Origin of the sequence: Achromobacter sp. ACM05 (genome assembly GCF_019218915.1) — a bacterium.
GTDB lineage: Bacteria > Pseudomonadota > Gammaproteobacteria > Burkholderiales > Burkholderiaceae_B > Achromobacter > Achromobacter animicus.
This window is the reverse complement of the sequence record NZ_JAHUWQ010000001.1, coordinates 844003-862940: the sequence shown is the minus strand read 5'-3', so window position 1 is coordinate 862940 and position 18938 is coordinate 844003. Positions and strand designations below refer to the sequence as shown.

Here is an 18938-nt window from a genome sequence, read left to right as displayed (position 1 = left end):
GCCGACATGTCGTTTCGCCTGCTTTCCGGCGATCCTCCGCGCAGCGCGATCCTGGCGCTGCTGCTCATGGCAATCGTGGCCGCGTTGGCCGCGGCGCCCTTCCTGTTTCCCGGCCCCAAGGCATTGGCCGTCGCGGCGAAGATCCTCGTCTTCATCGTCCTGGTTGCCAGCTACGACCTGCTGCTGGGATACACGGGCATCGTCAGCTTCGCCCACACCATGTTCTTTGGCATCGGCGCGTACGGCGTGGCGATCGCCAGCATACGCATGGAACCCGGCTGGACGGCGGTGTTTGCCGGGACCGCGGCCGGACTGGCCGTGTCGCTCGCCTTCGCCTTGCTGATCGGCCTGGCCAGTCTGCGCGTGCGCGCCATCTTCTACGCGATGATCACCTTGGCCGTCGCTGCGGCGTTTCAGACGCTGGTGTCGCAGTTGTCGGAATTGACCGGTGGCGAGGATGGCCTGAACTTCAAGGTTCCGCAGATGTTGCGACCGGCGTTCCGTCCGCTTTCCGAACCCCTGTTTGGCGTCACCGTGGACGGGCGGATCATCACCTACTACCTGATTGCGGCGGTCTGCGTGGTGCTCTTCCTGATGTTGCTGCGCATCGTGAATTCGCCGTTCGGCCGCGTGCTGCAGGCGATTCGCGAGAATCCTTTCCGCGCCGAAGCGATCGGCTACCGCACGGTGCTTTACCGCAGCCTGTCGAACCTGCTTGCGGCGGCGTTCGCGACCCTGGCGGGCGCGCTGTATGCGCTTTGGCTGCGCTACAACGGCCCGGACACGACGTTGTCGTTCGAGATCATGCTCAACATCTTGCTGATGGTCGTGATCGGCGGGATGGGCACCATGTACGGCGCAGTGGTCGGTGCGAGCCTGTTCGTGTTCGCGCAGAGCTATCTGCAGGACGGCTTGCATGCCGTGCATGAGGTCGTGGCGGGCATCCCCCCGCTGGCCTTGCTGTTCGAGCCGGACCGCTGGCTGCTCTGGCTCGGAATTCTGTTCGTGCTGTCGGTGTATTACTTTCCGACCGGCGTCGCCGGACGGCTGCGGGAGTTTGCTCGGCGCCTATAGGCAGTGCCGCGGAACAACATCGCGTTCCGCGCGTCTGCCATCCGGCCTCAGGCCCTGGGCTAGCGTCCGCCCTGCCTGAGCGTATCGGCACCACGCCTCAACTCATCGACGCGCCGCTGCATGTCGTCCACGCTGCGCTGCGTCTGACTGCTGGTGCGATTCAGTTGAGAACCCGACGGCGTGGGCATCAAGGGCGGCATGGTCATCTGACCGCCTGGGGTCAGCGGAATCATGGCCGGTGGGTGCGGATCCGCATTTGGCGGCGGCGCGTTCAGTACGCGCTCCAATACCTTCAGCTGGTCTCGCTGCGCCTGCAGTGCGCGTTCCTGGTCCAGCAAGCCCTGCTCGTCTTCGTCTTCGGTACCGAAGATGGCGGCATGATCTTTGGATCTTCCATCCAATTGAACCCGCGGATCCGGCCCGGCATTGAGCAGTTGCTTGCCGAGCGTCGTCGCATCCGTCGGCGGTGGCGTGGAACCGCGCGCCGCAGGCGGTGCACCCTCGGTTGCGCTCGCGCCACGTACGCCGGCAGCGGAGCTTGGCAACATCGGAGCGGGAAACGTGCCGGCAATGGCAGCCTCGCCCGCACCAGGCGCGGCGCTGGCGGCGGACGGCATGGGCGCGCCTCGCTCCTGCGCGAACGCGGCGCCGGCGGCCATTGCCATCAAGCACGCGATGGCGACGGCAAGCCCGGCTGATTTGCGGACGATGACCATGCTTCCCTACAAAATTCCCAAATGCGAGACATAAAAAAACGGCAAGGGTTTTGGCCCTTGCCGTTTTATATCAGAACGGCGAACCGTTCCGAGGTGCAGCTTTCACTTAGATGATACGTGCGGCTTCAACCAGACGCACCACACGCCACGACTTCGAGCGCGAGATGGGACGGCCTTCAGCGATTTCAACCGTATCGCCTTCGTTGTACTGGTTCGATTCATCGTGCGCCTTGTACTTCGCGGAACGCATGATGATCTTGCCAAAGATGGGGTGCTTGACGCGGCGCTCAACCAGAACGACGACAGTCTTGTCCATCTTGTTGCTGACGACCTTGCCAACCAGCGTGCGCTGGCGCTTGGCCACTTGGGTGTTTTGAGTTTCGCTCATCTTTATTTCCCTGCCTTCTCGGTCAGCAAGGTGCGGACGCGAGCGATGTCGCGGCGCACGTTGCGCAGCTGGCTGGTGTTGGCCAGTTGCTGCGTGGCTTTCTGCATGCGCAGACCGAATTGGGCCTTCAGCAGGCTTTCGAGCTCTTTGCCGAGCTCGGCGGCGTCTTTCGAACGGAGTTCGCTAGCTTTCATGTTAGTACTCCTTAAGCACCGATATGACGCGCGACGAACGTGGTCGAAATCGGCAGCTTGGCAGCGGCCAGGCGGAAAGCTTCACGCGCGAGCTCTTCGCTAACCCCTTCCATTTCGTAGAGCACCTTGCCGGGCTGGATTTCAGCAACCCAGTACTCCGGGTTGCCCTTACCGTTACCCATACGGACTTCGGCAGGCTTCTGCGAGATGGGCTTATCCGGGAAAATGCGAATCCAGATACGGCCGCCACGCTTGATGTGACGATTGATGGCGCGACGAGCAGCTTCGATCTGACGGGCGGTCAGACGGCCACGGCCGGTAGCCTTCAGGCCGAACTCGCCGAACGACACGTGGGTGCCACGAGTCGCCAGACCGGTGTTGCGGCCCTTCTGCTCTTTGCGATACTTTCTGCGGGAGGGTTGCAGCATGGTTATTCTCCTTCAGGCGCCGGAGCAGCGTCCGCCTTGCGGGGAGCGCGGCCACGACCACCCGGACGACCGGTGCGAGCACCGTCCGGACGATCACCACGCGGAGCGCGGCGCGGACGACGTTCTTCTTCACGCGGGGCTGCGGTTTCCGGCGGCAATTCGCCGTTGGCCAGCATGTCGCCCTTGTAGACCCAGACCTTGATGCCGATCACGCCGTACGTGGTGTGGGCTTCGGAGGTGCCGTAGTCGATGTTGGCCTTGAGGGTGTGCAGCGGCACACGGCCTTCGCGATACCACTCGGTGCGAGCAATTTCGATACCGTTCAGACGGCCCGAGCTCATGATCTTGATGCCTTGGGCACCCAGACGCATGGCGTTCTGCATCGCGCGCTTCATGGCGCGGCGGAACATGATGCGCTTCTCGAGCTGTTGCGAGATCGAGTCGGCGATCAGTTGAGCATCGGTTTCCGGCTTGCGGATTTCTTCGATGTTGACGTGCACGGGCACGCCCATCAGACGCTGCAGATCAGCCTTCAGGCTTTCGATGTCTTCGCCGCGCTTGCCGATCACCACGCCCGGACGAGCCGAGTAGACGGTGATGCGGGCATTCTTGGCGGGACGCTCGATGATCACGCGACCAACGGAGGCGCTCTTGAGCTTCTTCTTCAGGTACTCGCGAACGCGAATGTCTTCGGCCAGCATCGAGCCGAAGGCCTTGTCGTCGGCGAACCAACGCGAGGACCAATTACGGGTGACCGCGAGACGGAACCCAGTGGGGTGAATTTTCTGACCCATCGTGACTCCTTAAGCTCCGACCTTGACCGTGATGTGGCAGGTCTGCTTCTCGATACGGTTGCCGCGGCCCTTGGCGCGAGCGGAGAAGCGCTTCATCGACTGAGCCTTGTCCACGAAGATCGTGGTGACTTTCAGTTCGTCGATGTCGGCGCCGTCGTTGTGCTCGGCGTTGGCGATGGCGGACTCGACAGCCTTCTTCAGGATGACGGCAGCCTTCTTCGGCGAGAAGGTGAGGATTTCCAGCGCACGGCCGACCTTCTGGCCACGGATCAGGTCCGCAACCAAACGGGTCTTCTGAGCGGAGATGTGAACCCCACGGATAATGGCAGTAGTTTCCATCGCTTACCTCTTCGCCTTCTTGTCCGCGGCGTGACCCTTGAACGTACGGGTCAGCGCGAACTCGCCCAGCTTGTGACCGACCATGTTCTCGTTGATATAAACGGGAACATGCTGCTTGCCGTTGTGCACAGCGATCGTCAGACCGATGAACTCGGGCAGGATCGTGGAACGACGCGACCAGGTCTTGATCGGCTTCTTGTCTTTGCCCGCGACGGCCGTGTCCACCTTTTTGATCAGGTGAGCATCGACAAACGGGCCTTTCTTGATCGAACGTGACATAGTGTTCGCCTCTTACTTGCGCTTGCGCCGTTGGACGATCATATTGTTCGTCCGCTTGTTGCGACGGGTCTTGTAACCCTTCGACGGAGTGCCCCACGGGCTGACCGGCTCGCGTGCTTCACCGGTACGGCCTTCGCCGCCACCGTGCGGGTGATCCACCGGGTTCATGGCAACGCCACGAACGGTCGGGCGGACACCGCGCCAACGCATTGCACCGGCCTTGCCGATTTGGCGCAGGCTGTGTTCTTCGTTACCGACTTCACCGATGGTGGCGCGGCATTCGATGTGCACACGGCGGACTTCACCCGAGCGCAGACGCACCTGAGCGTAGATGCCTTCGCGAGCCAGCAGGACGGCGGAAGCGCCAGCCGAGCGGACCATCTGGGCACCCTTGCCGGGGAGCATTTCGACGCAGTGGATCGTCGTACCGACCGGGATGTTGCGGATCGGCAGCGTGTTGCCAGCGCGGATCGGAGCATCGGTGCCCGACAGCACGGTCGCACCGACTTCCAGGCCACGGGGAGCGATGATGTAACGACGTTCGCCGTCGGCGTAGCACAGCAGAGCGATGTGCGCCGTACGGTTGGGGTCATATTCCAGACGCTCGACCTTTGCCGGGATGCCGTCCTTATCGCGACGGAAGTCGACGATACGGTAGTGCTGCTTGTGACCACCGCCACGATGACGGATCGTGATGTGACCGTTGTTGTTACGGCCAGAACCACGGGTCTTCTTTTCGAGCAGCGGCGCGTAGGGCTCACCCTTGTGCAGGTTCGGGCTGACAACCTTCACCATGCCACGGCGGCCAGCCGAAGTCGGCTTAACTTTTACGAGGGCCATTTACTTCACCTCCGCAAAGTCGATTTCCTGGCCGTCCTTGAGCGAGACGTAAGCCTTGCGCTCATTACGGCGACGGCCAACGAATCGGCCAAAGCGCTTGACTTTGCCCTTACGGTTGAGGACCTGCACGGACTCGACCTGCACCTTGAAGAGCAGTTCGACGGCAGCCTTGATTTCCGGCTTGGTAGCGTCAGCCACGACACGGAAAGCGACTTGCTGATTCTTCTCAGCGACGAACGTGGCCTTTTCGGTCACGATCGGAGCCAGAATGACTTGCATCAAGCGTTCAGCGTTCATCCCAGCATCTCCTCGAGTTGAGCGATGGCCGGCTTGGTGATCAGCACTTTCTTGTAGTGGACCAGCGACAACGGATCGGCATAACGGGGCTCGACAACGGCAACGTGCGGCAGGTTGCGGGTGGCGAGGTAAACATTTTCATCGACGCTGTCGGTGATGATCAGGACCGAGTCCAGGCCCAGGCTCTTCAGCTTTGCAGCGGCAGCCTTGGTCTTGGGCGATTCCAGATCAAACGATTCAACGACGGCGATGCGGTCTTCGCGAGCGAGCTGCGACAGGATCGAACGGATCCCGGCGCGGTACATCTTCTTGTTGACCTTCTGGCTGAAGTTCTCTTCGGGCGAGTTCGGGAAAGTCCGACCACCACCACGCCACAGCGGCGACGAAGTCATACCAGCGCGAGCGCGGCCGGTACCCTTTTGACGCCAGGGCTTCTTGGTGGAGTGCTTGACTTCCGTACGGTCCTTCTGAGCACGATTGCCGGAACGCGCGTTGGCTTGGAAAGCCACGACGATCTGGTGAATCAGCGCTTCGTTGAAGTCACGGCCGAAGATCGTGTCCGGCGCGCTGAACGTAGCAGCGGCCTGACCTTGGTCGTTCAGGAGCTTGAGATCCATTTACTTACGCTCCCTTCTTGGCCGGGGCCTTGATGGCCGGGCGCACAACGATGTCGGCGCCAGCGTGGCCGGGGACAGCGCCCTTGACCAGCAGCAGGCCGCGCTCAACGTCAACGCGAACGACGTCGAGGTTTTGAACGGTGCGGGTGACGTCACCCAGGTGACCGGCCATGCGCTTACCCGGGAAAATGCGGCCCGGATCTTGTGCTTGACCAATCGAGCCCGGAACGCGGTGCGAACGGGAGTTACCGTGCGACGCGCGCTGCGAACCGAAGTTGTGACGCTTGATGGTACCGGCGAAGCCTTTACCAATGGTCGTGCCCGTGACGTCGACCTGTTGGCCGGCTTCGAACACGGATTCCACGGCGATCACGGAACCGGCCGCAAATTCAGCGGCGCGAGCGGGATCAAGGCGGAATTCTTTGAGGATGCTACCGGCTTCGGCGCCGGCCTTGGCGTAGTGGCCCGTTTGCGGCTGAGCCACACGCGAGGCACGACGAGTGCCATAAGCCACCTGGATGGCGGCGTAGCCGTCGGTTTCCAGGGACTTAACTTGGGTCACGCGGTTGTTGGACACGTCCAGCACGGTCACCGGGATGGATTCACCTTCCTCGGTAAAAATGCGGGTCATGCCGACCTTGCGACCCACCAGCCCCAGCCGGTGAGCGGCGGGCGTGGGTGTCGAATTCGACATCGTTTTCTCCATTCCCGACTGCGATTGGTCGGGGCTAATCAGGCAAAAGGTAACGGCCTTTGCCCTACGACTATGTTCAACCTGGACTAGGCGCAGCGCCCTCAAACAGCAAGGTGGCTTGGGCTTTGTCCATAGTTAGACTTGCCACAAAATGGCAAGCTTCGCATATTAGCATGTTTTTTCTAAGCGGCACAAGCACTTAGCGGATTCAGGCCATGCGTCGGTGGGCATTTTTGCCACGGTTTGCGCGGCTTGGCGGGCATGCTGCCTTCCAGCGTCGTTTGAGCAGGTAGTGAGCACATGCTTACATGCTCGTTCGGGCTGGGACGCCAAAACAAAATGGCCGCAATCCCGAGGGAGTGCGGCCATTTTTTTACGAACCTGCCGGCGAAGGTAGCAGGCCCGGAGCGTCTTACTGCAGCGCGATTTCGACGTCGACGCCGGCCGGCAGGTCCAGACGCATCAGGGCGTCAACGGTCTTGTCGGTGGGATCAACGATGTCCATCAGGCGCTGATGGGTACGGATTTCGAACTGGTCACGCGACGTCTTGTTGACGTGCGGCGAACGCAGAACGTCGTAGCGACGGATACGCGTGGGCAGCGGCACCGGACCGCGGACGACAGCGCCCGTGCGCTTGGCGGTGTCGACGATTTCGGCGGCCGATTGATCGATCAGCTTGTAATCGAAGGCTTTCAAGCGGATGCGGATCTTTTGGTTTTTCATGGCGTTTCCTAAAGAACGAGACGCGAGGGCGGGATCACGCCCTCGCTGGTTGGGTGCTGCTTAACAGATCCGAATTACTTCAGGATCTTGGCGACGACGCCGGCGCCGACGGTACGACCGCCTTCACGGATGGCGAAACGCAGACCTTCTTCCATGGCGATCGGGGCCAGCAGCTTGACGGTCATCGTCACGTTGTCGCCCGGCAGAACCATTTCCTTGTCGGCCGGCAGGTCGATCGTGCCGGTCACGTCCGTCGTGCGGAAGTAGAACTGGGGACGATAGCCGTTGAAGAACGGGGTGTGGCGGCCGCCTTCTTCCTTGGACAGGATGTACACCTCGGACGTGAAGTCCGTGTGCGGGGTGATCGAGCCCGGCTTGGCCAGAACTTGGCCGCGCTGGACGTCTTCACGCTTGGTGCCGCGCAGCAGGATGCCCACGTTGTCGCCGGCTTGACCTTGGTCCAGCAGCTTGCGGAACATTTCCACGCCCGTGCAGGTCGTCTTGACCGTCGGAACGATACCGACGATTTCGATTTCTTCGCCGACCTTGATGATGCCGCGTTCGATACGGCCGGTCACCACGGTGCCGCGACCCGAGATCGAGAACACGTCTTCAACGGGCATCAGGAACGCGCCGTCGATGGCACGCTCAGGCGTCGGGATGTACGAATCCAGCGCAGCAGCCAGCGACAGGATGGCCTGTTCGCCCAGTTCGCCCTTGTCGCCTTCCAGCGCCAGCTTGGCCGAACCCTTGACGATCGGGGTGTCGTCGCCCGGGAAGTCGTACTTGGACAGCAGTTCGCGAACTTCCATTTCCACCAGCTCGAGCAGCTCGGCGTCGTCAACCATGTCAGCCTTGTTCAGGAAGACGATGATGTACGGCACGCCAACCTGGCGGCTCAGCAGGATGTGCTCACGCGTTTGCGGCATGGGGCCGTCAGCGGCCGACACGACCAGGATCGCGCCGTCCATCTGGGCAGCGCCCGTGATCATGTTCTTGACGTAGTCAGCGTGGCCCGGGCAGTCAACGTGCGCGTAGTGACGCGTTTCCGTTTCGTACTCGACGTGGGCCGTGTTGATCGTGATGCCGCGGGCCTTTTCTTCAGGAGCTGCATCGATCTGGTCGTAGCCCTTGGCTTCGCCGCCGAACTTGGTCGACAGAACGGTCGTGATCGCCGCCGTCAATGTCGTTTTGCCGTGGTCAACGTGACCAATCGTACCCACGTTCACGTGCGGCTTGGTACGTTCAAACTTGCCTTTTGCCATGATCTCTATCCTTTGACTTTCAAGGAAACTTGATTTCTGCCGGGGCCGTCCGGATGGACGGACCCGGCAAGGGTTATTTACTTGGCCCGAGCGGCGATGACTTCGTCAGCGACGTTCTTGGGAGCCTCGGAGTAATGCTTGAATTCCATCGTGTACGTAGCACGGCCTTGCGTCAGCGAACGCAGGTTCGTGGCGTAACCGAACATCTCGGCCAGGGGCACTTCAGCCTTGATGGTCTTGCCACCGCCAACCATGTCGTCCATGCCTTGGACCATGCCGCGACGCGAGGACAGATCGCCCATGACGGTGCCAGCGTAGTCTTCCGGCGTTTCGACTTCGACGGCCATCATCGGTTCCAGCAGCACGGGGCTAGCCTTGCGCATGCCTTCCTTGAATGCCATCGAACCGGCCATCTTGAACGCGTTTTCGTTCGAGTCGACGTCGTGGTACGAACCGAAGAACAGCGTGACCTTGACGTCCACGACCGGGTAGCCGGCCAGGATGCCCGAAGGCAGCGTTTCCTGGATGCCCTTGTCCACCGCGGGGATGTATTCGCGAGGAACCACACCGCCCTTGATGGCGTCCACGAATTCGTAGCCGCCGCCAGGAGCCAGGGGCTCGACCTTCAGGACAACGTGACCGTACTGACCACGACCGCCCGACTGCTTGACGAACTTGCCTTCGACTTCTTCGCAGACCTTGCGGATGGTTTCGCGGTAAGCCACTTGCGGCTTGCCGACGTTGGCTTCCACGCCGAATTCGCGCTTCATGCGGTCGACCAGAATTTCCAGGTGGAGCTCGCCCATGCCGGAAATGATGGTTTGGCCGGATTCTTCGTCGCTGCGCACGCGGAACGACGGATCTTCCTGAGCCAGACGCGACAGCGCCAGACCCATCTTTTCCTGGTCAGCCTTCGACTTGGGTTCGACGGCCTGCGAAATCACGGGCTCCGGGAAAATCATGCGTTCGAGCAGGATGTGGGAGTCGATGTCGCACAGCGTTTCGCCGGTGGTCACGTCCTTCAGGCCGACCACGGCGGCGATGTCGCCTGCCAACACTTCCTTGATTTCTTCGCGGTTGTTCGCGTGCATCTGCAGAATGCGGCCGATACGTTCCTTCTTGCCCTTGATGGGGTTGTAGACCGTATCGCCCGACTTCAGGACGCCCGAGTACACACGCACGAAGGTCAATTGACCCACGAACGGATCGCTCATCAGCTTGAATGCCAGGGCCGAGAACTTCTCGGTGTCGTCGGCATTGCGCTTGATCGCGTTGCCGTCGTCGTCCTGACCGTCGACCGGGGGGATGTCCACGGGCGAAGGCAGGTAGTCGATGACCGCGTCCAGCATGCGCTGCACGCCCTTGTTCTTGAAAGCGGTGCCGCACAGCATCGGCTGGATTTCGCCAGCGATGGTGCGTTGACGGATGGCCAGGTTGATTTCGGCTTCTTCCAAGGAACCCGTTTCCAGGTACTTGTTCATCAGCTCTTCCGACGACTCAGCGGCGGCTTCAACCAGCTTTTCACGCCATTCGTTCGCCAGACCTTCCAGCTCGGCCGGAACGTCCTTGTAGTCGAACTTGGTGCCTTGGCTGGCTTCGTCCCAAATGATCGCCTTCATCTTGACCAGGTCGACCACGCCTTGGAACGTGTCTTCGGCGCCGATGGGAATGACGATCGGCACGGGATTGGCGCGCAGGCGGTTCTTCAGCTGGTCATAGACCTTGAAGAAGTTGGCGCCGGTGCGGTCCATCTTGTTGACGAAGGCCAGACGCGGCACGCCGTACTTGTTGGCTTGACGCCACACGGTTTCGGACTGGGGCTGAACACCGCCCACCGCGCAGTAGACCATGCAAGCACCGTCCAGGACGCGCATGGAACGTTCCACCTCGATGGTGAAGTCCACGTGTCCCGGGGTGTCGATGATGTTGATGCGGTGCTCGGGGTAGTTGCCGGCCATGCCACGCCAAAACGCCGTCGTAGCAGCCGACGTAATGGTGATGCCACGCTCTTGCTCTTGCTCCATCCAGTCCATGGTGGCTGCGCCATCATGCACTTCGCCAATCTTGTGATTGACGCCGGTGTAGAACAGGATACGTTCGGTCGTGGTGGTCTTCCCTGCATCGATGTGCGCAGAGATGCCAATGTTGCGATAGCGCTCGATCGGGGTTTTGCGGGCCATGGTGGATTAGTCCTTAAATTACCAGCGGAAATGGCTGAAGGCCTTGTTGGCCTCTGCCATCTTGTGCGTGTCTTCGCGCTTCTTCATCGCGGCGCCACGACCTTCGGAGGCGTCGATCAGTTCGCCAGCAAGACGCAGATCCATCGACTTCTCGCCACGCTTCTTGGCGGCTTCACGGAGCCAACGCATAGCCAGGGCCAGGCGGCGCACGGGGCGCACTTCAACCGGCACTTGGTAGTTGGCACCGCCAACGCGGCGGCTCTTGACTTCGACGATCGGCTTGATGTTGTTGATCGCCAGGCTGAAAACCTCGATCGGCTCTTTGCCGGTCTTGGTGGCGACTTGCTCGAGGGCGCCGTAAACGATGCGCTCGGCGACGGCCTTCTTGCCGTCCAGCATGACGACGTTCATGAACTTGGCGAGCTCGACGCTGCCGAACTTGGGATCGGGCAGAATCTCGCGCTTGGGTACTTCGCGACGACGGGGCATTGTTGCTTCCTTGTGTCTGTTCAGTTGAACCGTGTTTCATTACACGGCCATGGCCGTCCATTGGGACGACCCCTTACGTGCCGCGCACCTTCCCATCATCTGGACGGCGCGGTCGCACTTCCCGGGTGACGGACTTCCGTCACGTGGGGGTACTGCCGACTTGCTATTAAGCCTTCTTCGGGCGCTTGGCGCCGTACTTCGAGCGGGCTTGCTTACGGTCCTTGACGCCTTGCAGGTCAAGGGAACCGCGCACGATGTGATAACGCACACCGGGCAAGTCCTTCACACGGCCGCCACGCACCAGAACCACCGAGTGCTCTTGCAGGTTGTGGCCTTCACCGCCGATGTACGAAATGACTTCGTAACCGTTGGTCAGACGCACTTTGGCAACCTTACGCAGAGCGGAGTTCGGCTTCTTGGGGGTGGTGGTGTACACGCGAGTGCACACGCCGCGGCGTTGCGGGCAGTTTTCGAGCGCGGGGCTCTTGCTTTTGATGATGCTGACTTCGCGCGGCTTGCGCACGAGTTGGCTAATGGTAGGCATGACCTTTGAAATCCCTTTTACGTACCACTGGTAAGTACTTACGTACTCGTCTCCTGGAGCGGGTGAGCTTTCGGAGAAGGCAGTTCGCGCAAAACCGCCTCAAACGTTCAAATACGTAAAAGAGCGGGCTTGCCAACAAACCATGACAAACGCACAAAATCGGGTGCAGCCAGAAAAACAGTTGGTGCTAGCTGGGCCAAGGACAAAGGTTCGTGACGCGCCTTTGGGCCTTGATCCTGAACTGTCTGCCTGAGCGTGCGGATTTTGCGCGCGAAATAAAGCAGTAAGCCCTTTAGCATAACTGAGATCAAGGGCTACTGTCAAAGTTTTTTGTAAGTGTCGCGCAGCGGCGAGTTGGCGCGAAAAGCGGGGCATTTGACCGCCGCTGGCGAAAATTGGGGCCACGTAGCGGGCAGATCGAGGACCGGCAAGTGCGGCCGGCCGTGACGCCCTATCCGGGCAATCCCTGCCCTCCGGCATGGCTCCGCGAAGTGTACAGCGTGCGCGTTTAGCGGTCTGTAAAAAGATAGCCGCTGCCGTATACCGTGCGGATCGGCAACACCACGCCTGCCTGTTCGGCCTTGCGCCGCAGCCGGCTGACGATAACGTCGATGCTGCGCGCGCTGCTGGCTCGTGCAGCGCCCCCTTCCACCTGCAATTCGTTCCCCAGGGCTTCGCGGTCGACCGCCTTTCCCGCCACGTTCAGCAGGGCGCGAACGATGAGGCGCTCGTTGGCGGACAGCGACAGCGTGACGCCATTCGGGGCGGCCAGCGTCCAGCCCTGGTCGTGGAGCTCCCAGCGGCCGTTGCCCGCGTCCTGCGGCTCGGCGGGATCGGCGGCCGCCGGCAGGCGGCGCGCCAGCGCCAGCAAGATGCAGACGAGTTCACGAGGATCCTGGGGATCGGGCAGGCAGGCATCGGCGCCGCTCTGCAGGCAGCGCAGGCGGCTGTCCACGGGCATGCCCTTGCCGACAACCACGATGCCCAGCGGTGCGGAGCCATGCAGCCGCGCAATGAGGGCGTAACCGATTTCGCCCGACGCGCCGATGTCCAGAACCACGGCGTCGTGGTGGCCGCTGCTGAGCAGGCCGAACAATTCCAACGAGGTCGAGCATCCGCGGGCCGAGATGCCGGCCTGCAACAGCGTGGACACGGACGAACCGCGCACGGTTTCGTCCGGTGACATCACAAGTATGCGCAATTGATTCATATCTGTTCCGGTCTGCATTCCCTCCCCTTGCACCGCCTGCTGTGTCGCGGCTGGTGACATCGTTGGAACAGTTTGGCGTCGCCCTATGCAACAACTCCAGTCAAGATTCGTCAACTTTGCAATGTTTGACAGTTCTTGCCATAACGTAGCCGCGGAAGGGTTTTCCCGAGTTATCATTCGTTTACATAAATCCCCCCTTCGTTTTGCTAGGTCGCCACACGCGCGCCTGCGCAGCCAACTTTCGCGAGAACTCGTCTAATGAAAATCGCGTCGCTGGAAGACGACCTGGACCAGGCTCGGCGCATCCAGCAAGTTCTGACCGCCGCCGGCTATGCTTGCACCAGCTATCACCAGAGCCGGGATCTGCTCGCCGCCCTTCGCACTGAAACGTATGACCTGGTGCTGCTGGACTGGCACCTGCCCGACATCGACGGCGACGACGTCGTCCGCTGGCTGCGCACACACATCGGCGCGCGCATTCCCGTGATTTTCCTGACCAACCGGTCGGCCGAGGATGATCTGGTCGAAGGCCTGCGTGCAGGCGCGGACGACTACATCGTCAAGCCGATGCGTCCGCTGGAGCTGCTGGCACGGGTCGCGGCGCTGTTGCGCCGCAGCCAGATCGCCGAGCCCGTCGACCAGACCATTGAAGTCGCGCGGTATCGGGTCGACCCCGCGGCGCGCGCCATTTCGCTGGACGACGTCGCGATTTCGCTGGCCCCGAAGGAATTCGAGCTGGCGCTGCTGTTCTTTCGCAATGTCGGCCGGCTCATGTCGCGCGACGTGCTCGCCGAGTGCGTCTGGAACCGCGAAATCCCCGCCACCTCGCGCACGTTGGATACGCACCTATCGAACATCCGGCAGAAGCTGCAGCTCCGTCCGCAGCACGGCGTGCGCCTGACCTCCTCTTATGCGCTTGGCTACCGGCTCGAACTGGTCAGCCCGTCCGACGACGGCCAGAACCTCTCGCCGTAACGGCGTCGCCCGAATCCCTGGAGAATCGTTTGCCATGAGCCGCTTCCGCGCGCTTTCTCTGCTTGTCCTGGCTTCCTGCATGATGCTGGCCGCCCCCGCGCACAGCCAGCCCGCCGGCGCATTGGGCGACGACTTCATCCATCGCGTGCGCCAGGGCGAGACGCTGATCGAACTGGCCACGCAGTACACACGCAACCAAGGCAACTGGAACCGGTTGCAGACGCTCAACAAGGTCACCATCCCGGAACTGCTGCCAATCGGGCTGGAACTGCACATCCCGCTGGCGATGATTCCGGTGCGCGACGCGCAGGCGCAGGTCGTGCACGTCAGCGGTCAGGCCAGCCTGAATGGCAAGTCCGTGCAGCCCGGAACGCCCGTGTCCGAAGGCAGCACGCTGGAAACCGCCCCCAACGGTTTCGTCACCCTGCAGCTTGCCGACGGATCGCGGCTCACGTTGCCGTCCAACGGCGCGGTGGACCTCACACGCCTGCGCCAGTTCGAAGGCACTGCGCTGACGGATTCGGTGATCAATGTGCGGCGCGGCAGCGTGGAATCCAGCGTCGCGCCAGCGGGCCAGGGCGTGGGCCGTTTCGAGATCCGCACGCCGGTCGCCGTGACGGGCGTGCGCGGCACGCGATTCCGCGTGCAGAGCAGCGCGCAAGGCGTCCATAGCGAAGTCCTGGAAGGCAGCGTGCGCTTGCAGGCGCACGCGCCCGGCGATTCGCCCGCCAAGCCGGTCGCGGTGGCGCAAGGTTACGGCGCCGCGGTGGGCGCCGACGGCGCCATGTCCGCCCTGCGTCCGCTGCTCGCCGCGCCGCAATTGGGCGATCCGGTACGCGCCGGCGGCACGTGGTCGGTGCCGTTTGCGCCGGTCGAAGGGGCGCAAAGCTATCTGGTTCGCGTCTCGCGCGATGCCGATGGCGCGCTGCCCGTGTCGTCCGCCAGCTTTCCCGCCAACGACATCCGCTTTTCCGCGCCGGGCCCCGGCACGTTCTACGTGTCGGTGCGCGCCGTCGATGCGCTTGGCCTGCACGGGGCTGATTCGGTCCGATCCTTCGAGGGCGCGAACATGTTGATGACGTCGTACGGCCTTGGCGTTGGCAGCGGCTCTGGCGGGCTTGTGACGCTGACCGCGTACTAGGACAGGCGCCATGGCCGCCCCCGCCGACTCGCTCGACCGGTCCTGGCGGTCCGGATTGTGGCTGACGTTGGCGTTGGCGGCGCTGGCCGCTTTCCTGGGCACTTTCAACGGGCTCGGCCGTCTTGATCAGGTCTTCTACGACCGCGCGGTGATGATGACGGGCCGTCCGGCTGATCCGGACATCCTGGTCGTGGCGATCGACGACGCGAGCATCGACGCGCTGGGACGCTGGCCGTGGCGGCGTGCCATCCACGCGGCCTTGCTCGACCGGCTGACGGGCGCGCGGGCTGTGGGGGTGGATCTCATCTTTGCCGAGCCAGACAAGATCAATGCCGCAGACGATGCCATCCTGGCGGACAGCATCCGGCGCAACGCGCACACCGTGCTGCCCGTGGTTCTGGACCGTCTGAAAAACCCGACGGCCATCGGCCTGCCGATCCCCGAATTGGCGCAGGCATCGGCCTCCACCGGCTTCATCAATGCAGTCATCGACCCGGACGGCGTCGTGCGCGAAGCCGCCCTCACCGCGCAATTTGCCGGCGACCGCAGAAATCATCTGGCCATCTCGATGCTCGAGGTCGGCGGCGAAGCTGATCGCGCCCAACGGTTGCTCAAGCGTGCAAACGCCGACGGACGGATCCTGATCCCGTACGCAGGCCCGCCCGGCCACGTGCGGACCGTCTCCTATCTTTCGGTGCTGCGGGGCGATTGGACGCCCGAGGAGCTGCGCGGCAAGTACGTGCTGGTGGGCGCCTGGGCGACGGGCCTGGGCGACGAATATCCGACGCCGGTGTCGCACGACGTCAGCGGCATATCGGGCGTGGAGATCATCGCCAACGTTCTGCAGGCCGCGCGGGACGACATCGCCTTCCAGCGGCCGCCTGCCTGGTGGAGCGCGCTTTTCGCGCTATTGCCGGTGTTGCTCGCCAGCCTGGCCTTGTGGCGCCTGTCGCCCAAGAAGGCGCTGCTGGTCAGCCTTGCGCTGCTGGCCGCCATCCCGCTTGCATCGTGGCTGCTGCTTGCCCAGGCCTATCTGTGGTTTGCACCGACCGCAGCGTTGGCAGGCGTGGCCTTGTGCTATCCGCTCTGGAGCTGGCGCAATCAGGAAGCCGCGCTGCGCTATATGGATACGGAACTGCAACGCCTGCAGCGCGAATACCCCCCGATCCTGAACGAAGCCCGCGTGCAGCTTGCCAATCCCAATGCGTCGCTGGAGAGCCGGGTCGGCGAACTTCGGCGTGCGCTGGCGCGAGTGCGCAACCTGCGGCGGTTCCTGGCTGACGGGCTGGACGGCATGCCGGATGCGACGTTGGTGTTCGACCAGGAAGGCCGCATGCGATTCCGCAACCAGGCCGCCATCCTGTTCTTCCAGCGGCTTGGCATCCGTCCGCCTCGGATCGGCCGGCCGGCAGCGCACCTGCTGGAACATACCCTCGCCGACGAGGCGGCGCGGACACGCGTGGCAGAGGCATTAAGCGGCCGTCCGCCCGCCGACGCCGCCTCGCCTTGGAGCGCGGACGTCGAAGTGCGCGACCGCGCCGGCCGCGACCTGATCCTGAAATGCGCCCCTATCCACACGGCCGAGGGCCAGTTCGCAGGCACGGTCGCCACGCTGACCGACATCTCAAGCATTCGCCAGGCCGAGCGTCAACGCGAAGAAACGCTGCGCTTCATCTCGCACGACATGCGCGCGCCGCAAAGCTCGATCCTTGCGTTGGTGGAGCTATCGCGGGAAGGCGGGCAGCAGGAAGTGCGGCCCGACACGCTCGAGCGCATTGCGATGCTGGCCAATCGCACGCTCACGCTGGTCGATGACTTCGTGCATCTGACACGTGCCGAATCGATGCCGATCAGCACCATCGAGCTGGATCTGGGCAGTTTGCTGCAGGACGCCGTCGACGATCTCTGGCCGTCTGCCAACAAACGCGGCATCGCATTGGAGACCCGGATGCCGCTCCCGGTTGCCTACACCCGCGGCGAACAGACGCTGCTGATACGCGCGCTCTGCAATCTGGTCGACAACGCCATCAAGTACAGCGCCAGCGGCACGCGGATCGAATGCGGCATTGATGAACAGCCCAGCTTCTGGCGCGTGCGCATCAAGGATCAAGGCCAGGGAATCGCGGCCCAGGACGTAGCCCGGTTGTTCGAACCGTTTGCGCGAGTGGGCGTTGAAACGCGGGGGGATGTGGGCGGTGCCGGGTTGGGACTGGCTTTCGTGCACACCGTCGCCAAACGGCATGGCGGGCGCATCGAGGTGCAGAGTGAACCGGGCGTCGGCTCCGAGTTCATCCTGCACCTGCCGAAGGTGTAGTCCGCCTTATTTACTGGAAGGTGTGCGAGATGACCGCCGGCTTGCCCGGCTTGACCTCGAGCGTCATGCGCAACGGCGGCAGGTCGGCGTTGCGCACGACCACCTGGTACTTGCCCGGAATCAGCTTGAGGTCCTTCACGGGCGGGCTGATGCCGCGCGCCACGCCGTTGATCCAGACTTCACCCCATGGACGGATGTCCAGCCGCACGGTGACCGGTACGGGCTTGGGCTTGGGCGCCTCTTCAGTGGCGGCGGGCGGCGCCGGTTCCTGCACTTCGGGCGCTGGCGGCGCCTCGGCGGTACTCGCCGGATTTGACTGCGCCCCCGCGGATGACGCGGCGGCCGTCGCGGCAGACCCGGCGGCGGCTGGCTGGCCGGATGCGGCGCCGCTGGCCGTCAACGACGGCAGATCCGCAGGCGCCTGGGTGGCCGCTGGCGCCGGCGGTGGCGCGGGCGGCGGAGTCTGCGGCAACGGATGCACGACGGGCGGATTCGGCTGCACGACTTCCGAGCGCGTGATGAGGGCGTTGGGCGTACCCTTGCCCCACTGAAACCACGCGTAGACGCCTGCGCCGATGAGCGCCAGGATCAACAGCCAGAACAGCAACGGTCCCCGCCGGCGGGCGGGCTCGCGCCGTTCCGGCAAACCCGCCATGGGCGCGACCTTGGCCACTTCGTCCAATTCGTCTTCGGGCGCTTCGGGTTCGTCGTAGGCCGCAACGCCCAGCAGGCTGGCCAGCTCTGCCAACGACTGCGGCCGCGCCTTGGTGTCCATCGACATGCCGGCATCGATGACACGCAGGAATTCCTGGCTGTACTTGGGCAGCCCCATGTCTGCGAGCGCTTCGTATTCGTCGTGGGCGCGGCGTTCCGGCGCCGGCGGCGGCCGGCTGCCGATCACCAGGGCGTACGCCACCGCGCACAGGGAGTAGATGTCCGACCAGGGGCCGCGCGGCCATTCCATGGAGTCGGTGTACAGCTCGAACGGCGCGAAGCCGGCGGCCGGCGTCCGGCTGGAACGGCGCGACCGCGCCACCGCCAGTTCGGGCAGCAGATGCGCGCGCGCGTTCTCGTCCATGCCGACGGTTTCGAGCGAAATGTCGCCACAGATTTCGCCCTGCGCATGCAGTGCGACGAGAGACGGCAGGAGGTCCGAGAGAAGCCGCTTGATGCGCGACTCCGGCACCCCGCCTGCCGCGCTGGCGGCAATGGCGCTCAACGGGCGCAGGGCCAACGGCGCGGCGCCGGAAAAGGGGCCACGCGGCGTCAACAAGCCGGCGGGAGTAGACATCATCGAAGCTGCGCGTGCGCGCCAAAACGGGTTCAGGGGCTATTTAGGCGGAATATTATCCAATCCGCAAGGTCAGGACATTGCCGAAAATGTCCGAGCGCATCAGGCTGTGGCACGATAGCGTACTGCGTCATCACCCTACATC

22 protein-coding genes are annotated in these 18938 nt (G+C 63.0%); 4 read left to right on the top strand and 18 right to left on the bottom strand.

Features of this window, described 5'->3' with window-relative positions:
- The first annotated feature begins 6 nt into the window (after window positions 1-6).
- Window positions 7-1074 carry a branched-chain amino acid ABC transporter permease gene (locus KW836_RS03890; RefSeq protein ID WP_218342499.1) on the top strand — a complete coding sequence of 356 codons (1068 nt, stop codon included), beginning with the start codon at window positions 7-9 and terminating at the stop codon, window positions 1072-1074.
- Window positions 1075-1133: 59 nt separating this feature from the next.
- Here the strand turns inward: KW836_RS03890 and KW836_RS03885 are convergent, their stop codons facing one another.
- The 17 genes from KW836_RS03885 to KW836_RS03805 form a co-directional block, all read right to left on the bottom strand.
- Window positions 1134-1790 (bottom strand): hypothetical protein, encoded by a 657-nt coding sequence (locus KW836_RS03885; protein ID WP_255595099.1) that lies wholly within the window; start codon window positions 1788-1790, stop codon window positions 1134-1136.
- 106 nt (window positions 1791-1896) lie between these two features.
- Window positions 1897-2178 (bottom strand): 30S ribosomal protein S17, encoded by a 282-nt coding sequence (rpsQ, locus tag KW836_RS03880; RefSeq protein WP_006216549.1) that lies wholly within the window; start codon window positions 2176-2178, stop codon window positions 1897-1899.
- 2 nt (window positions 2179-2180) lie between these two features.
- On the bottom strand, window positions 2181-2372 hold the full coding sequence (rpmC, locus tag KW836_RS03875; RefSeq protein WP_003806912.1) for a 50S ribosomal protein L29: 192 nt from the start codon (window positions 2370-2372) through the stop codon (window positions 2181-2183).
- Between the two features lie 11 nt (window positions 2373-2383).
- The gene (gene rplP / locus KW836_RS03870) at window positions 2384-2800 is read right to left on the bottom strand and encodes a 50S ribosomal protein L16 (RefSeq protein WP_006389610.1); all 417 of its coding nucleotides are present in this window, start codon (window positions 2798-2800) and stop codon (window positions 2384-2386) included.
- Window positions 2801-2802: 2 nt separating this feature from the next.
- On the bottom strand, window positions 2803-3594 hold the full coding sequence (gene rpsC, locus KW836_RS03865) for a 30S ribosomal protein S3 (protein ID WP_008168950.1): 792 nt from the start codon (window positions 3592-3594) through the stop codon (window positions 2803-2805).
- A gap of 9 nt (window positions 3595-3603) precedes the next feature.
- A complete protein-coding gene (rplV, locus tag KW836_RS03860) occupies window positions 3604-3933 on the bottom strand; it encodes a 50S ribosomal protein L22 (protein WP_006227021.1) in 330 nt (109 codons plus the stop codon).
- A 3-nt stretch (window positions 3934-3936) separates the two neighbouring features.
- On the bottom strand, window positions 3937-4212 hold the full coding sequence (rpsS, locus tag KW836_RS03855; protein WP_006216555.1) for a 30S ribosomal protein S19: 276 nt from the start codon (window positions 4210-4212) through the stop codon (window positions 3937-3939).
- Between the two features lie 12 nt (window positions 4213-4224).
- On the bottom strand, window positions 4225-5052 hold the full coding sequence (rplB, locus tag KW836_RS03850) for a 50S ribosomal protein L2 (protein WP_056327037.1): 828 nt from the start codon (window positions 5050-5052) through the stop codon (window positions 4225-4227).
- Window positions 5053-5349, bottom strand: coding sequence for a 50S ribosomal protein L23 (gene rplW / locus KW836_RS03845; protein ID WP_006216557.1), 297 nt, complete (start codon window positions 5347-5349; stop codon window positions 5053-5055).
- Complete coding sequence (gene rplD, locus KW836_RS03840; protein ID WP_008168948.1) at window positions 5346-5966, bottom strand: 50S ribosomal protein L4; 621 nt, start codon at window positions 5964-5966, stop codon at window positions 5346-5348. The genes rplW and rplD overlap by 4 nt, the downstream gene beginning before the upstream one ends.
- A gap of 4 nt (window positions 5967-5970) precedes the next feature.
- Window positions 5971-6660 carry a 50S ribosomal protein L3 gene (gene rplC / locus KW836_RS03835; RefSeq protein WP_008168945.1) on the bottom strand — a complete coding sequence of 230 codons (690 nt, stop codon included), beginning with the start codon at window positions 6658-6660 and terminating at the stop codon, window positions 5971-5973.
- A 412-nt stretch (window positions 6661-7072) separates the two neighbouring features.
- Window positions 7073-7384, bottom strand: coding sequence for a 30S ribosomal protein S10 (rpsJ, locus tag KW836_RS03830; RefSeq protein WP_003806903.1), 312 nt, complete (start codon window positions 7382-7384; stop codon window positions 7073-7075).
- Window positions 7385-7458: 74 nt separating this feature from the next.
- Window positions 7459-8649 (bottom strand): elongation factor Tu, encoded by a 1191-nt coding sequence (gene tuf / locus KW836_RS03825; protein WP_063953628.1) that lies wholly within the window; start codon window positions 8647-8649, stop codon window positions 7459-7461.
- A gap of 77 nt (window positions 8650-8726) precedes the next feature.
- A complete protein-coding gene (gene fusA, locus KW836_RS03820; RefSeq protein ID WP_175124791.1) occupies window positions 8727-10829 on the bottom strand; it encodes an elongation factor G in 2103 nt (700 codons plus the stop codon).
- An 18-nt stretch (window positions 10830-10847) separates the two neighbouring features.
- On the bottom strand, window positions 10848-11318 hold the full coding sequence (rpsG, locus tag KW836_RS03815) for a 30S ribosomal protein S7 (protein WP_006389600.1): 471 nt from the start codon (window positions 11316-11318) through the stop codon (window positions 10848-10850).
- A gap of 166 nt (window positions 11319-11484) precedes the next feature.
- Entirely contained in the window at window positions 11485-11862 is a 378-nt protein-coding gene (gene rpsL / locus KW836_RS03810) for a 30S ribosomal protein S12 (protein ID WP_005017264.1), read from the bottom strand.
- A 508-nt stretch (window positions 11863-12370) separates the two neighbouring features.
- On the bottom strand, window positions 12371-13072 hold the full coding sequence (locus tag KW836_RS03805; protein WP_175124792.1) for a response regulator transcription factor: 702 nt from the start codon (window positions 13070-13072) through the stop codon (window positions 12371-12373).
- A 258-nt stretch (window positions 13073-13330) separates the two neighbouring features.
- Here KW836_RS03805 and KW836_RS03800 point away from each other — a divergent pair, with 258 nt between their 5' ends.
- The 3 genes from KW836_RS03800 to KW836_RS03790 are packed head-to-tail and all read left to right on the top strand — an operon-like array spanning window position 13331 to window position 17502.
- The gene (locus KW836_RS03800; RefSeq protein WP_175124793.1) at window positions 13331-14047 is read left to right on the top strand and encodes a response regulator transcription factor; all 717 of its coding nucleotides are present in this window, start codon (window positions 13331-13333) and stop codon (window positions 14045-14047) included.
- A 34-nt stretch (window positions 14048-14081) separates the two neighbouring features.
- A complete protein-coding gene (locus tag KW836_RS03795) occupies window positions 14082-15188 on the top strand; it encodes a FecR domain-containing protein (protein ID WP_218342498.1) in 1107 nt (368 codons plus the stop codon).
- A 10-nt stretch (window positions 15189-15198) separates the two neighbouring features.
- The gene (locus KW836_RS03790; RefSeq protein WP_218342497.1) at window positions 15199-17502 is read left to right on the top strand and encodes a CHASE2 domain-containing protein; all 2304 of its coding nucleotides are present in this window, start codon (window positions 15199-15201) and stop codon (window positions 17500-17502) included.
- Window positions 17503-17512: 10 nt separating this feature from the next.
- On the opposite strand, the gene KW836_RS03785 is transcribed toward KW836_RS03790, so the two are convergent.
- Window positions 17513-18793, bottom strand: a complete 1281-nt coding sequence (locus tag KW836_RS03785) for a serine/threonine protein kinase (protein WP_218343260.1) — start codon at window positions 18791-18793, stop codon at window positions 17513-17515.
- Window positions 18794-18938 lie beyond the last annotated feature (145 nt).